The sequence below is a fragment of the Rhodanobacter sp. B05 genome, from assembly GCF_002001085.1.
GTDB lineage: Bacteria > Pseudomonadota > Gammaproteobacteria > Xanthomonadales > Rhodanobacteraceae > Rhodanobacter.
In genome coordinates this window covers 57,179-72,837 of record NZ_MUNU01000007.1, presented here as the reverse complement: position 1 = coordinate 72,837, position 15,659 = coordinate 57,179, and the positions used below count along the sequence as shown (strand labels likewise).

The following is a 15,659-nucleotide window of genomic DNA, read 5'->3' as shown; positions in this document are numbered from 1 at the left end:
TCATTCCCGCCCGCAGCGGAATGACGGACCTCGAAACCTTCCACGCTTCCCCATTCCCCGGAGATTCCCATGCCCCTGATCAATCGCCGGCTCCGCCTGAAGTCCCGCCCCGAAGGCCTGGTCACGCGCGACAACTTCGACCTGGTCGAGCAGCGCGTGCCCGAGCTGAAAGAGGGCGAAGTGCTGGTGCGCACGCTGTACATCTCGATGGATCCGACCAACCGCGTGTGGATGCGCGACATTCCGCAATACCTGCCGCCGGTGGCGATCGGCGAGGTGATGCGCGCGCTGGGCCTTGGCCGCGTGGTGGCTTCGCGCTCGTCGAAGTACGGCGAAGGCGACTTGGTCCAGGGCGTCATCGGCTGGCAGGACTATCTGCTGCTGCACGAAGACGCCAAGGGCTACGTGCGCCTGCCCGCCGACCCGGGCATTCCGCTGCCGACCCTGCTTGGTGCCTGCGGCATGAGCGGCGTCACCGCCTATTACGGCATGACCGACATCGCGCCGGTGCAGCCGGGCGAAACCCTGGTGGTCTCCGCCGCCGCCGGTTCGGTCGGCTCCATCGCCGGCCAGATCGGCAAGATCATGGGCGCCCGCGTGGTCGGCATCGCCGGCGGCGTCGACAAATGCCGCCACCTCGTCGACGAGCTGGGCTTCGACGCCGCGGTCGACTACAAGGCGGCGGACTTCAGGCAGCAGCTGAAAGCGGCCACGCCCGATGGCGTGCACGTGAACTTCGAGAACGTCGGCGGCGACGTCATGAAGGCGGTGCTCGGCCGCATGGTCATCGGCGGCCGCGTGGCGCTATGCGGCCTCATCGCCGGCTACAACAGCGGCGAGCGGCCGAGCGACGACTTCGGTCCGTTCATCATGAAGCGGCTCAGCATGCGCGGGTTCCTGGTGCTCGATTACACGAAGACGAAGGAGGCCGTGGGCGCCATCGCCGGGTGGATTCGGGAAGGGAAACTGAAGACCGAGGAGACCGTTGCCGAGGGGTTGGAGAATGCGCCGGTGGTGCTCAATCGGTTGTTTGATGGGAGTCATCGGGGGAAGCTGGTGTTGCGGGTGGATGCGCAGGCGTAATGTGCGATTGCCATGCCATGTCCGGTTTCGGCCCATAAGAGCTGGTCGCGTCTGCGCTCAACCGTCGCAGCTTGCCCGGCCGTCACCTGGACCGTAAGGACCATACTGCCCCGCGCGACAGACTATCGATCAACTATTTCCATAGTTGACAAGCTGGAAAGCTCCTAGTATCTACTACATCCATAGTAGATAGCGGGCAAACAGACGCCATGAAGATTTCCCTCACCGATCGCGAAGCTGATGTCATGCAGGCGCTATGGGATCACGGGCCATCGCTAGTCGCCGAAGTCCGCGAACAATTGAGCGACAAGCTCGCCTATACGACCGTGCTCACCGTGCTGCGCACGCTCGAAGGCAAAGGCTATGTAGGACACGAAGAAGAGGGTCGCGGGCATCGCTACTTCGCAAGCGTCAAGCAGCGAGCCGCGCGCAAGAACGCCGTGCAGCATCTGACCGACAAGCTGTTCAAGGGTTCAGCCGAGTTGCTCTTTTCGCATCTGGTGTCGGAGCAAAAGCTCAGCCACGAGCAGATACGCCGCATGCGGCAACTGCTGGCCGAACGCTCCGACAAGGAGGAGCCGAGATGATTGCCTGGATGATGTATGTCGCCCTGGTCGCGCTCACGCTGAGTGCGGCGGCGCTTGCGGCCGAGCGTGCGGCAAAGGTCCGCCGGACCGCGACGCGGTGGGTGTGGATGGCAACGCTGGCCGGTTCACTGGTGCTGCCGACGGTGGTTGCCACCGTGTCGATTCGGCTCCCCGACGCCTTCAAGTTCGGCAATGCGTCGACGTCGATTGTCCTGCGCGACACAACATCAATACCGATGCCGCCGGCGCTGCTTGACCTCGAGGGTGCACAGCCATACGCGACATCCGCCCACGTCGATACGCTGTTGCGCGGCATATGGGTAGCGGCCTCCGTGCTGATGTCGCTGATCCTCGCACTAGGCTCCGTGCTTTTGCATCGGCGTAAGCGTGGTTGGAGCGAAGGACGCCTGTGTGGCGAACGTGTCCTGGTCGCGCCGGACGCGGGGCCGGCCGTCGTCGGTCTGATGCGCTCGCGCGTCGTCGTGCCGGCGTGGTTGCTGCAAGCGAGCAAAGAGCAGCAACAATGCACGATCGCCCATGAGCGCTCGCATCTGGATGCGCGCGACCCGCAGCTCGTCGCACTTGCTCTGGTGCTGCTGACGCTGATGCCCTGGAATCCGCTACTGTGGTGGCAGTTCCGCCGTTTGCGCCGTGCCATCGAGGTGGACTGCGACGCCCGCGTCCTGCAGGGTGGGCAAGACGTCGGTGCCTATTGCGAGACACTGATCCAGGTGGGCCAGCACCAATCGAGCCGCATCGGTGTGGTACCAGCGATGTCTGATTCTGCATCGTTCCTGGAATTGCGGATTCGGCACATGCTGCGCAAGCCGAAAAAGTGGACACGCGCGTCGGCGGCGGCACTGGTATGCGCTTCGCTGGGCATAGCGGTCTTTGCTGCGCAGGTAACGCCGCCCGATACAGGCCACCGGGATGCTAACGCCCCGGTCGTGCTGAGCAGCGATATGCTTGACAGCTATACAGGCTCTTACCAGATCAGCCCCATCTCGCTCGTTGCTGTGACGCGCGCCGGCAACGGTCTCACCGTCAGCATCAGCGGGCAGATCGCAGCGTCGAAACCATTTCACATCGTTCCCCTCGGCGAGACCCGGTTCGCTGTGGAGGGCAAGGACGCCGCCACCGTGCGCTTCATCACTGACGCCGGTGGCCATGCCTTGCGACTGGTCGCCTACCAGAACGGACGCGATGTTCTCGACGTGCCGCGCATCGACAAGGCTGCCGCCGACCGGATCAATGATGCGCTTGCAGCTCGCATCAAGGCGCAGAAACCGTTCCCGGGCAGCGAGAAGGCGTTGCGACTGTTGCTCAGCGATCCCGACAGCGGCGCCGGCATGAGTACTGACCTGGCCCGGGCACGCACCGAACAGAAGGCGACGAGAGAGAAGTATCTCGCCGAGCTCGGGCCGGTCGAATCCTACACGTTCACGGGCGTCAGCCAGTTCGGCTCAGACACCTACCTCGTCAAGCGCCAGCACGGTACGGAAACGGTATTTCTGGTGCTCGACGAGAAAGGAACCTTGGTAACCGCCTTCCGACACCGTTGAGTCCGTTTCACAGACGGTTTGCCCTGATGGTCCTCATGCCGGGGACCTGACCGACACCCTGCCTGCATCCGATCCACCTGTGGCCAGTTCCGGATGGCCGCAACTAGACCCCTGTGCCCGTGTTCCCCATCAAGAGTGGTGACATGAAACGTACAGCACCACGCTACGCTACCTTTCGACCGATCACTATTTGGCTTGTGTTGGCAGTTTGGATCGGCATCGGCTCTCTGTCCGCGCACGCCGCTAATCTGAAGCCGGGCACTCACGCCGGCATGCTACAGGGAGCTCTCTACCGTATCGATATCCCGGCAGACTGGAACGGCGACCTGATCATGCTGATGCACGGCTACCAGCCTGTGGGCGCGCCGATCAAAACGCCAATGACGGCAGCTGACGCGACGCCCGACTTTCTCAAGCTCGGTTACGCCGTCGCGCAGAGCCAATACGCCTCGCAAGGTTGGGCCGTAGGCGATGCTATCGTCGACAACGAACGTCTGCGCCAATACTTCATTCGCACTTTCGCCCGTCCGACCCAAACCTACATTTACGGGTTCTCGCTGGGCGGCTTGGAGACTGCGGCAAGCATCGAGCGCTACCCGCATGTCTACGCTGGCGCGCTCGTCATGTGCGGTGTGACCGTCTCGACACCCGAATTCATATCGCGCGCCGTGGTCACACCGCTGGTAGCCTTCGACGCACTAATTCCAGGCATCCTGCCCGATCTGGCCGCTCCCGACTCGCCACGGTTCATATCTCCAGCTGTCTTCAATAAGGCGCTGCAAGCGCACCCGAAGCAGGCCGCCTTGCTGGAAAAGCGTATGCAGGGCTCACCAGAAGCGCCGGCCGGCTCACTGATGCTCTATTACATGGCGCTGCGTGAATTCGAGCAGCGTGCTGGCGGCATGCCGGTTGACAACCGCAAGACCGTTTATCACGGGTTTGGCGACGATGCTGCCTTCAACCGCAAGGTGCATCGCTATGCCGGCGCGCCCTCTGCCATGGCCTATGCCCGCCGCAACGTCACATTGACCGGCCGTATCGACGTGCCGCTGGTGATGCAGTGGAACGTCTTCGATCAAACCATCCCCTCGCGATTTCATCCGATCTATCCTGACCAGGTTCGTGTGGCGGGAAACGGCAAAATGCTCACCGTGCTCGCGCCGGTCGGCAATGGACACTGCAATTTCACCGACGAGCAGATCTCTGCAGCGTTCAAGACTCTGGTGCGCGAGAGGGTAACCGGAGGACATTGATCCAATTGCAGGTACCGCCAAGTGCGGCATTTCGATGCGCATGCATCCTACATAGGCGGTGGCTTGGCCGAAGGGAAACCTCGGCGCCGATTTTCATCCGAACGGCAGCTAATTGCCTTCAAGTTGAGCGAAGCGAACGACCGGAAATGGCCGATTCTGTTGAAAAACACCCTTGTCGCGGCGTGATGGAAGTGGTTGACTGATCACCCATCGACCGAGCGAGATTTTCGCGATGATGGGACGTCAGCAGGCTGCACAATCCCCCTTGTTCTACGCCTTCAATCTTGACGATCACGTTCCCGCCAATCATCTGCTTCGTGGCATCGATCAGTTTCTCGATCTGAGCGAGCTGCATGCGCATTTGTCCGCGCACTACAGCCACACTGGCCGTCCTTCGATTGACCCGGTGTTGCTGATCCGCATGCTGATCGTGGGCTACTGCTTCGGGATTCGCTCGGAACGTCGGTTGTGCGAAGAAGTGCACCTCAACCTTGCGTATCGTTGGTTTTGCCGGCTGGGCCTGGAAGATTCGATCCCGGATCACTCGACGTTTTCGAAGAACCGGCACGGCCAGTTTCGCGACAACGACACGCTGCGGTTCGTATTCGAACAGGTGCTGGCACGCTGTCTGAGCGAGGGACTGGTCGGCGGCGAAGGATTCGCAACGGACGCGAGCGTGATCAGGGCCGACGCCAGCGGTCAGCGTGGCGTGCCAGGCGCGGAGGCGCACTGGGACAAGACAGCACCGCTCACCCGACCCGTGCGCGAGTACCTCGAAGCGTTGGACGCGGCGGAGGAGGAACGCACCCCGCCCAAGAATGTGTCGCTGACCGATCCGGCCTCGCAGTGGACCGCCGCGCCAGGCGGTCCGGCATTTTTCGCCTACTCCACCAATTACCTGATCGATACCAAGGCCGGCGTGATCGTCGATGTGGAAGCGAGCCCCGCGCATCGCACGGCGGAAGTGAATGCCACGCGCACGATGCTGGAGCGGACTGAAGCGCGCATGGGTATGAAGCCCGAGCGCCTGATTGGCGATACGGCCTATGGCTCAGCTCCCATGATGGAGTGGCTGGTCGAACAGCAAGGGATCGAACCGCACGTGCCGGTATGGGATAAATCAGAGCGATCCGATGGCACGTTTTCGCGAAGTGAGTTTGCATGGAACGAGCAGGACAACGCCTATGGCTGTCCTGGCGGCAAAGAGCTGCGCTCGAACTGGCGCGCCTTCAAAGTGCCGCGTTCCGGGGTGACCAAGGCCGACACGATCATCTATCGCGCCAGCGAGCATGACTGCCGAGACTGCTCCCTGAAAGAGCAATGCTGTCCGAACACCCCGATGCGCAAGATCGCGCGCAGCATTCATGAACATGCACGCGAGGTCGCACGCAAGATTGCCACGACGCCGCAATATCTTCGGTCACGCTGCGAACGCAAGAAGGTCGAGATGTTGTTTGCTCACCTCAAACGCATCTTGCGGCTGGATCGATTGCGCCTGCGAGGTCTGCATGGGGCGCACGATGAGTTTCTGATGGCAGCCATTGCCCAGAATCTGCGGCGAATGGCCAAGCGGTTGATGCCAACCGTGCAAGAAGCAGCAAAAGGCCTCCCCGCATAGCGCTCAAGGGCGCTCGACCCTCCGATTTTCTTCGCCGATGGATTGACGATCACGCCGCCGGCCAAGCATCCGCCGTGCAAAAAGCGAGTTTTTCAACAGAATCGGCCGAAGGCGGTCGTTCCAAAATGTCGTTTTAGCTCATTTTTGAGCGCTCCTGCTTCGAAACGGGCAGCGGCCGAAACCGCCGCACTCACGCTCAATCCGACAGCGCCAACACGCAATCATCCGCCCCATAACTGCGGCAGCACACCGCAAAGATCGACAGCTCGCTGGAAGTGAGAACAGGCCCGAGCAGGCCTTCCAGGAAGCCGCTGAAGAAGGTGCAACCGGAATGACCGGCTTCGGCGCACAGCGGGCTGTTGCGGATATGCAGCTGACCGCCTTCCTGCTCGATCTCGACCAGGGCACTGAGTGCAGGCGTGCCGATCTGCTCGATCGCTTCATTCAAGTCCAGCCTGCCGGCTTGTGCGTGGTCGCGCTCGAAGACCCAGCGCCCGATACGCTGGCCGGCCAGGCGCAACGACGATTCGCGTGCCGCTTCAGGTACCGAGCGGTCGAGGGTCAGCAGGCGCGGCATGATCTGCGGGTATTCGGTGGGCAGTTTCGACAGCACCTTGTTGACGGCGGCCTGGTCGGGTTCCAGCGGGATCAGCTCGACAAACGGCGCCTCCACCACGGGCGGTGGCGCGGCGGGTGCGCGTGTCGGTTCGGGCAGGATGAATTCGAATTCCGGCTCCGCTTGCTGCCTGTTCGCAGGCTCGGGGATCGACATCGTGGCAGGAGGCGGCGACGGTGCCGCGGTGAGCCGGGCGGGTTCGATCTCGTCGAAGGCGACGGTTGCTACAGCCGGCGTCGCCGCGGGTTTGAGCTTGTCGACCGCCGCGGTCTCGGCGGCGGGTTCAGGCTCCGGCACGGGCGGCGGCACATAATCGAGCGCGGCGCGCGAGGCGGCGAAATGCGGTCGCTGTTCGCCCTCGACAAAGGGTTCCATCTCGAAGCTGATGATGCGGTCGTAGGCTTGCAGGGCAGCTTCCAACGCGCGCTTCTTGCGCGGCGGCCCGCGCACCACGATGGTGAGCAGGATGCCGTGCGGATCCTGGACCAGGCGTTGCCGCTGCAGGGTGAAACCGTTCGCGACCGCGATGCGGCCGACTTCGATCAGCAGGCCCTCCCGTCGTTCCGACAGGGCCTGGATTTCCAGCTCGATCATCAGGCCCCCCTGTGCGCGCTGCTGGTGTACCAAGTTGTGTGTGACAGCATGCCTGAATTCGACCGCCCAAAGCGAGATGCGTGCGGGAGATCGCCAGACATGCAGTGGAGAAAGCGTGCGCCGGATCGCATGCCCGGATGAATCCGGCGCCCTGCGGGCCGTGGCGCCGCAGGGCATGTCGGGATCAAAGCAAGATGGGCTTCTTGCCGTTTGCCTTGAGTGCGTCGTTGAGGCTGCCAAGACCGGCCTGCTGCAACTGGTTCCAGCTGGCGAGCGTGCTATCCAGCGTTTGCGAAAGCAGGGTCCATGCGGATTGCGTATCCGCACTGGGGTCGGCATCGGCCCCATCGACGGCCTGCTCAAGCTTGGCCAGGTTCATCGACAGCGCGCGCAGGCTGCCCGTGTTCTGCGGCGGGCTGCCCATGCCGTTGCGCGGATCCGGGTGCAACATCACGCCGGACAGATCCTGCGTGCTGGTGATGAGCGCCTCGATCTGCGCATGCAGCGGGTTGCCGGACTGTGGCAACCGGGCATCCAGCGCCTTCAGCAGTTTGGCCGCCTTGGCACTCGCGGCGGCGGCGCGCACCTGGGCGCCCTCGACCTGGCGTGCCAGTGCGAACTCGCGCTGCATCGCGGCGACCGATACCTTCACCCGCGGGTCGGGCAACAGCTGCAGCGGCTGCCTGTAACTCTTGCCGTCCACGTGCAGCACCACGTCGTACGCCCCTGGTGGCGCCCACACGCCTTCAGCCGGACCCCGCTCCGATTCGATGCCAGCCGGCGCGGTGTAATGCAGATCCCACACGAAGCGATGCATGCCGGGCGTCGTGACCAGCCGGATCGGCCGTGGCACCCACTCGGGTGCATAGGCCAGTTTGGCCGGGTCCAGCATCGGCGGCTTGTCGTTGCTGCTGTAGCTGCGCACGAGCTGGCCTTGCGCATCGAGCACGTCCAGCGTCACCGGCCCACGCACCGAGTTCGGCAAGGCATAGTCGATATAGGCGCCATCCGGGGGATTGGCCGCCATCGGCTCGTCCTTGGGCAGCGGCGTGCCGGTGAAGCCGGCCGGGCGCGCGCGGAACGCCGGTGCCGGCTTGAACAGCACGGTGGCATCGGCGTGCACGTCCGCCACCTGGCGCAGCGCGCTGGCGTTGTCCATGATCCAGAAGCCGCGGCCGTGGGTGGCAAGCACCACGTCGTCGCCGTGCAGGGCGATGTCGCGCACCGAGGTCATCGGCAGGTTCTGTTGCAGCGACTGCCATTGCGCGCCGTCGTCGAACGACACATACATACCGCGCTCGGTGCCGGCGTAGAGCAGGCCCTTGCGCTGCGGATCGGCGCGCACCACGTTGACGAAACTGTCGCGCGGAATGCCGCTGTCGATGCGCTGCCAGCTGCCACCGCCATCGCTGGTGCGATAGATGTACGGCGTGTCGTCGTCGAGCCGATGGCGATCGACTGCGAGGTACGCCACGTTGACATCGAACGGCGACAGCTCGATCCCGGCGATCTTCGACCACGGCGTCAGCGCCTTCGGGGTGACCTGGCGCCAGTGTGCGCCGCTGTCATCGGTGCGCCAGACCAGGCCGTCGTCGGTGCCGACCCACAGTGCGCTGGCACTCGATGGTGACGGTGCGATGGAATAGATCACGCCGCGCCGCTTGCTGACATGGTTGTCGTCGGCCGCCGTGGTCGGATCGAGATTGGCCGGCGTGCCGGCATCCTCGCGCGTGAGGTCGGGGCTGATCGGCGCCCAGTGGTCACCGCCGTCGGTGGTGCGGAACAGGCGCTGGTTGGCGAAGTACAGCGTCTTGGTGCCGCGTTTGGAGAAGGTCAGCGGCAGCGTCCAGGCGCTGCGGTAATGCGCGGCCGGGTAGGCCAGGGTGGGGTCGACGCTGCGGGTCTGGTTGGTGTGCATGTCGAGCTTGTCGACCTTGTCGCCATAGACGATGTCGTGGTCGTCCGGATCGGGCGCGATCATCCCGCTCTCGCCGCCGGCGGTGACCTCGTGGAACTGCTCCATGGTGATGCCGTCGCCACTGTGGCCACGGCTGGGCAGCGCCACCGCACCGGAATCCTGCTGTGCGCCGTAGACCCAGTACGGAAACTGGTTGTCGGTACTGACGTGATAGATCTGCGCGGTCGGCTGGTTCAGCCAGCTGGACCAGGTCTTGCCGCCGTTCAAGGTGATCACGGCGCCCTGGTCGATACCGAGGATCTGCCGGTCCGGGTTGGTCGGGTCGATCCACAGCTGGTGGAAATCGTCGCCGGTAGGGTCGCCCTTCAGCGCGATGAAGTGCTTGCCGCCATCGTCCGAGCGCAACACGATGGTATCCATCACGTAGACGCGGTCGGCGTTCTTCGGATCCACCGTGAGCCGGCAGAAATACCAGCCGCGATTCCAGATGCGCTGGTCCGCGGTGATGTGGTTCCAGTGCGCACCGCTGTCGTCGGAACGGTACAGGCCACCTTCGCCACCGGTGGCATCGACCAGCGCATACACGCGGCCCGGCTGGCTCGGTGCCACCGCGATGCCGATGCGACCGGGGTGCGCGGGAAAGCCGTTGCCCTGCACCTGGCTCCAATGCGTGCCGCCATCATGCGATACATACAGGCCGCTGCCCGGCCCGTTCGAGGGCGGGTACACGCTCCACGGCGGCCGGCGGGTCTGCCACAGCGCCGCGTAGATGGTGTCCGGGTCGCCGGGCTTGAACGCGAGGTCGATCGCGCCGGTGTTGTCGTCCTTGAACAGCGCCTTGCTCCAGTGCGCGCCGCCATCGGTGGAACGGAACACGCCGCGCTCGGCATTCGGCCCGTAGGCATGCCCCAGCGCCGCGACGAACACCACGTTCGGATTGCGCGGATCGACCAGCACGCTGCTGATCTGGTAACTGTCGTCCAGTCCGATGTGCGACCAGCGCTTGCCGGCGTCGACGGTCTTGTACATGCCGTTGCCGTGGGCGATGTCCGAGCGCATGTCCGCCTCGCCGCTGCCCACGTAGATCGTCTTCGGGTCGGATGGCGCCAGCGCCAGCGCACCGATCGAGCCGACCGGCTCGCTGTCGAAGATCGGCTGCCAGGTGCGCCCCGCATCCGCGGTGGCCCACACGCCACCATCCACCGCGCCGAAATAGAAATGCCGGCTGTCGCCGGGTATCCCTGCCACCGTCAGCACCCGACCCCCGCGGAACGGCCCGACCAGTCGCCAGCTCAGGCCCTGGTATAGCGAGGGATCGACCGTGGCATGGGCGGCGAGGGTGGTGGCGAGGCCGAGGGCGAAGACGGCAAGGCAGCGACGCAGGCGCATGGAAAGCTTCCTGGTGTGGATCTGGACAAGACGTTCAGTGTAGGCCCGTTCCATGGGTCCCGCTTATGGGTCGGAAGTCATGGGGCCGATCGGGGAAGGCTGCTTTCGACGGCGGATTCAAGCGGTGGATGCAACACATTGAGAGCTGCCACGGGCAGCAGGTGTCCTTGCGTTCACCGGTGCTGCTCAAGGTTTCACAAACCGCAACGTCATCCGGTCCGATTCGCCTGCCACGTCGAGCTTCGCGTGCTCGCTGTCCGGACCGTCCAGGTCGAGTGGCAGGCGGTGCACGTTATTACTCCGACGCGGTTGCGCCGGTGCCTGCTGCTCGCGCACGACGATGCGTCGGTTCCGTCTTTTGCTCCACGCGCTGCCGTCCTATGCTGCACGGACTGCGGCGCATGCCGCTCCTGTTCGGAGGTGTGACGTGATCAAACCTGTTTCCCGCTGCCTGCTGCTGCTTCCGGCGCTCGCGCTGCCCGCGCTGGCGCACGCCGCGATGCCAAGCAGCGCGGTATCCAACCAGGTCAGCGTGGCGGGTATTCACGCCGACATGGCGCTTGATGCCACCGAGCTGGAGGCGGTGCACCTGCACTTGCACCATGTCATCAACTGTCTGGAGGGTCCGGCTGGCAAGGACTTCGATGCGAAGGCGGCCAATCCCTGTCATGGCATGGGTGCGGGAGCCATCGTCGATGCGAAGGATGAGCCCGCTGTCGAATCCAATTTGCTGTTGGCGCTGAAGCAGGCCGAACAGGGCGCGCATGCGACGACGCTCGAGCGTGCCCACGCCGACGCGCAGCAGGTCTTCAAGCTGCTGCAGCGCCATTGATTGCAGGACCACGGGCAGGGGCAGATGCCCCAACCCGTGGTCTTGACCGCTGGTCGATCCGGGCGCGGTCTTGGTGCGCCGCGTTCAGTCGCGGTCGAGGCCGCGCAGCAGGGCTTCGAGGCCTTCCTTGCCGCCGCCCGAGTCGCCGTCCTGTTCGGGTACCGTGGCCGGCACGCTGATTTCCTTGAGCTGGTGTGACTTCAGCTCGGCATTGGTCCTGGCCAGTGGCCCGTCCTGGAACGCAGTGAAGGCTTTCTGCACGTCGCCGAGTTCGCGGTTGAGCGTGTCGATGTAGGCCAGCTGGTAATCGGCGGGTCGGCCATCCCACGACATGATCGCGCCGTACAGTTCGTCGGCGTGTTCGCGCAGGCGTTCCTCGCCGGTGATCGCGCCGCCCTCGGTGGTGGCCACGATCTTCTGGCGGATCGCGTTGGCCTGTTCGCTGAGGCTGGCCAGCTGCTTGCGGCTGGCGTCCTGCGCGGGCAGGCTGGCCGCTTCGGCGTCGGCGGCGCTGCGCACGGCGTTGATGCGCGCGACCAGGTCGCTCATGTTGCCGAACAGCGTCTTGACCCGCGTGGCCGCGTCGAACTGGGCCTGGCGATCGGCGAGGCTGAACGTGTCGCGCCGGTCCAGCACCACCGTCAGCTTCGTTTCGAACACATCCTTGCCCTTGGTCATGCGCACCGTGTAGACGCCCGGCACCACGCGCGGACCGATGATCGAGTTGCCGGCGATCTGCGCCGCCGGCGGCACCCGCGGCGGCCTGGTGCGCATCGACCAGGTCACCCGATTGATGCCGCGGCGCACGCTGGCGGGCAGGCTGTCCACCAGATCACCCCTGCTGTCGAGCACATCGATCTTCAACTTGCCGAACAGGTGGCGACTGCGCTGGTAATAGGTGATCACCGCACCGTCGGTGGGGTTGGGTCCGACGAAGGCGGCATCGCCGCCGGGCCAGCCGCCGTAGCCCTGGATGCGCTGCTGCACGGGTTGCGAAGGGAGGAAGCTTGCCTCGCTGTCCAGCACCGTCGCATCGAGCGCGCGCAGCGGCGTGATGTCGTCGACGATCCAGATGCCGCGGCCGTGGGTGGCAAGCACCAGCGCGGCATCGCGATTCTGGAACGCGATGTCGCGCACCGCCACCGCGGGGAAGCGGCCACCCTTGAACTGTGCCCAGTGGCCGCCGTCGTCGATCGAGATCCACAGGCCGAATTCGGTGCCGGCATACAGCAGGTTCGGTTTCACCGGATCCTGCTTGATCACGTGCACGTAGCCGCGCAGGCCCTTGGCCTGCGTTGGCGTCACCAGCGCGGTCCACGATTTGCCGTAGTCGCGGGTCTGGTAGATGTACGGCGCCATGTCGCCGAAGCTGTGCCGGTCGAACGCGACGTAGGCGGTGCCGGGATCGAAGCTGCTGGCCTGCACCCACGACACCCACTCGCCCCTGGGCAGGCCGTGGATGTTGCCGACCACGTTGCTCCAGTGCTTGCCGTCGTCGCGGGTCAGCTGCAGGTTGCCGTCGTCGGTGCCGACCCAGATCAGGCCGGCCTGCTTCGGCGATTCGCTGATCGAGTAGATCGTGGTGTAGGTCTCGGCATACGAGTTGTCCACGGTGACGCCGCCGGATTTCTCCTGCTGCTGCTTGGCCGGATCGTTGGTGGTGAGGTCGGGCGAGATGCGATCCCAGCTCTGGCCGTGATCGCGCGAGCGGAACAGGAACTGCGCGCCCATGTAGATCGTGCCCTTCTCGTTCGGGCTCAGCGCGATCGGCGTGTTCCAGTTCCAGCGCAGCTTTTCGTTGTAGTTCGGCTTGGGCTGGATGTCGCGCGCCTCGTGCGTGTGGCGATTCACCCGGGTCACCGTGCCGCCCTGGGTTTCCATGTAGATGTAGTTAGGGTCGGCCGGATCGTCGAACATCCAGAAGCCGTCGCCGCCGCAGTAATTCGCCCACTGCGAATTGGCGATGCCGCCGGGGAAGGCCGAATCGCCGACCCAGCAGGCGTTGTCCTGCAGGCCGCCGTAGACCCGGTACGGATCGGCGTTGTCCACGCTCACGTGGTAGAACTGCGACACCGGCAGGTTGTCCGCCTTCCACCACTTGTTGCCGCCATCCTTCGAATACCACAGGCCGCCGTCGTCGCCGACGATGACGTTCTGGGTATCGCGCGGATCGATCCACACCACGTGCGAATCGCCATGGGCGCCGCCGCCGACGTTGGCGAAACTCTTGCCGCCGTCCACGCTCTGGATCAGGTTGAGGTCGGGCTTGAACAGGCGCTCCGGGTTGTGCGGGTCGACGATCAGGTTGGCGAAGTAGAACGGTCGCCACACCATCAACTGGCTCTTGTCGCGCTGCTGCCAGGTCTTGCCGCCGTCGTCGGAGCGGTACAGCGCCGAATGCGGCGACTCGACCAGGCTGTAGACGATCGATGGATTGGACGGCGCCACCGCCACCGCGATGCGGCCATACGGCTTCACCGGGAAACCCTTGTTGGCCGCACTGGTGATTTCGGTCCACGACTTGCCGCCATCGTCGGAACGGAACAGGCCGCTGGCCGACGGCGCGGTGGGCGATTCGCCGCCGGAGCGGAACGTCCAGCCCTTGCGGCGGAAATCCCACATGCCGGCGAACAGCACATTCGGGTTCTTCGGATCCATCGCCAGCGAGGAACAGCCGGTGGACAGGTTGCGGCCTTTCAGCACCAGCGTCCACGACTTGCCGCCGTCGCGGGTCTTGTACAGGCCGCGGTCGGCCGAGTCGCTCCACAGCTTGCCCGGGGCGCAGGCGTAGACGGTGTTGCTGTCCTGCGGATCGATGATGATCTTCGAGATCCGCTCGGAGCCCTTCAGCCCCATGTTCGTCCACGTTTCGCCGCCGTCGGTGGACTTGTAGATGCCATCGCCGATCGACACCGAGTTGCGCGTCCACGACTCGCCGGTACCGACCCAGACGGTGTCGTGGTGCTGCGGGTCGATCTCGATGTCGCCGATCGACTGTACCGGCTGCTTGTCGAACACCGGCGTGTAAGTGGTGCCGCCGTCGTCGGATTTCCACACGCCGCCGCTGGCGGCGCCGACGTAGATCAGCAGCTTGCCGTCCTTCTCGGGCGCGGCGGCGAGCGCGGCAATGCGCCCGCTCATGGCGGCCGAACCGATGTTGCGCGCGCCGAGGCCGGAGATCGCGCCAGCGTCGAAACGGGCCATGCCTGCGCTGCTGGCGGATGCGGCGATGGCGACAACGCTGATCAGTGACAAGGTCACGGCGAGCGCCGAAATGACGAGTTGCTTCTGCACGAGGTGTTTCATCACTTCGCTCCTTTGCCGGCGCCTGCCGGGAACGCGAACAGGCTGTCGGCCATCGGCACGTTCGCGCTGGCCTTCAGCACGGAGAGCTGCTGGCTGCCACCGCCGTCGCCGCCGCCGTCGGAGCTGGTGGTGGAGGAGAACGGGAAGTACACGCCGTTGATCCGTTCGTAATCGCCATAGTCGGTTGTCGATTTCACCAACGTGCCGCGCACCGTCATCTGACTGACCGTGCGGATGGTCAGGAAATGATCCGGGTCGAGATAGACGTATTCGACGTCGCCGTTCTTCAGCGTGAGCTTGAGCTTGTGTGCCGGGGTGCCGTCGATGTCCTCGGTGCCCAGGTAGGCCAGCGTGCTGCCCCTGGCCTTCCAATCAACCAGCGGACCGCCGATCGAGGCGTCGTCGGCCAGGCCCTTGGCGTCGTCGCCGGACATGCGTTCCGGATCGCGGCGGCCCTGGAACGGCGAGATCTGCCAGGCATCCTTGCCGTCCCAGGCCTGGATCTGGGTCAGGCCCTGGATCGTGGCTTCGATGCGGGTCGAGTCCGGCGTCTTCTGGTAGGAGGTGAACGCCAGGTCGAACTGGCCGCCGATACGCAGCTTGCCTTCGAGCTTCAGCGTGGTGATCGCGTGGATCTTGTCGAGACCGCCGCGGGCGGCGAGATTCTTCGCGACCAGTTCGTCCGCCGTCGTCGCCCGCGCGGACGTGGCGAGTAGCAGGAGTGCACAGCACAGCAAGGGCATACGCATGGAACCAGACCTCCCTCTGGTGGCGCCCGCAAGGCGCGGGCAGCGACTGGCAACATGGTGGCGGCCAGCACGGTGCATGCCTCTCTCGCGCAACGTCGGAGACATGCGACAAGCCGAAAGCTTACGCCCGCAAGCGGCGCTCCGCGATGGGG

General features: G+C 64.7%; 10 protein-coding genes. 6 read left to right on the top strand and 4 right to left on the bottom strand.

Translation table 11 applies throughout. From position 1 onward, the window contains the following. The first annotated feature begins 69 nt into the window (after positions 1-69). The 5 genes from B0E47_RS02245 (at position 70) to B0E47_RS02225 (ending at position 6,103) form a co-directional block, all read left to right on the top strand. Positions 70-1,083 carry an NADP-dependent oxidoreductase gene (locus B0E47_RS02245; RefSeq protein WP_077512086.1) on the top strand — a complete coding sequence of 338 codons (1,014 nt, stop codon included), beginning with the start codon at positions 70-72 and terminating at the stop codon, positions 1,081-1,083. Positions 1,084-1,292: 209 nt separating this feature from the next. After that, positions 1,293-1,670, top strand: coding sequence for a BlaI/MecI/CopY family transcriptional regulator (locus B0E47_RS02240; RefSeq protein WP_077512084.1), 378 nt, complete (start codon positions 1,293-1,295; stop codon positions 1,668-1,670). Further along, positions 1,667-3,232 (top strand): M56 family metallopeptidase, encoded by a 1,566-nt coding sequence (locus tag B0E47_RS02235; RefSeq protein ID WP_077512082.1) that lies wholly within the window; start codon positions 1,667-1,669, stop codon positions 3,230-3,232. The genes B0E47_RS02240 and B0E47_RS02235 overlap by 4 nt, the downstream gene beginning before the upstream one ends. Before the next feature lie 143 nt (positions 3,233-3,375). After that, the gene (locus tag B0E47_RS02230) at positions 3,376-4,485 is read left to right on the top strand and encodes a hypothetical protein (RefSeq protein WP_077512080.1); all 1,110 of its coding nucleotides are present in this window, start codon (positions 3,376-3,378) and stop codon (positions 4,483-4,485) included. A gap of 232 nt (positions 4,486-4,717) precedes the next feature. Then, a complete protein-coding gene (locus B0E47_RS02225; protein WP_077512078.1) occupies positions 4,718-6,103 on the top strand; it encodes a transposase in 1,386 nt (461 codons plus the stop codon). A gap of 196 nt (positions 6,104-6,299) precedes the next feature. Here B0E47_RS02225 and B0E47_RS02220 read toward each other — a convergent pair whose 3' ends face one another. After that, positions 6,300-7,313, bottom strand: a complete 1,014-nt coding sequence (locus B0E47_RS02220; protein ID WP_077512168.1) for a hypothetical protein — start codon at positions 7,311-7,313, stop codon at positions 6,300-6,302. Positions 7,314-7,497: 184 nt separating this feature from the next. Continuing rightward, complete coding sequence (locus tag B0E47_RS02215; RefSeq protein ID WP_077512076.1) at positions 7,498-10,620, bottom strand: hypothetical protein; 3,123 nt, start codon at positions 10,618-10,620, stop codon at positions 7,498-7,500. A 427-nt stretch (positions 10,621-11,047) separates the two neighbouring features. Here B0E47_RS02215 and B0E47_RS02210 point away from each other — a divergent pair, with 427 nt between their 5' ends. Beyond that, positions 11,048-11,452 (top strand): hypothetical protein, encoded by a 405-nt coding sequence (locus B0E47_RS02210; RefSeq protein ID WP_077512074.1) that lies wholly within the window; start codon positions 11,048-11,050, stop codon positions 11,450-11,452. A gap of 84 nt (positions 11,453-11,536) precedes the next feature. On the opposite strand, the gene B0E47_RS02205 is transcribed toward B0E47_RS02210, so the two are convergent. Both B0E47_RS02205 and B0E47_RS02200 read right to left on the bottom strand, forming a co-directional pair. Further along, positions 11,537-14,758 (bottom strand): sialidase, encoded by a 3,222-nt coding sequence (locus B0E47_RS02205; protein WP_077512072.1) that lies wholly within the window; start codon positions 14,756-14,758, stop codon positions 11,537-11,539. Further along, on the bottom strand, positions 14,758-15,507 hold the full coding sequence (locus tag B0E47_RS02200; RefSeq protein ID WP_139351304.1) for a hypothetical protein: 750 nt from the start codon (positions 15,505-15,507) through the stop codon (positions 14,758-14,760). The genes B0E47_RS02205 and B0E47_RS02200 overlap by 1 nt, the downstream gene beginning before the upstream one ends. Positions 15,508-15,659 lie beyond the last annotated feature (152 nt).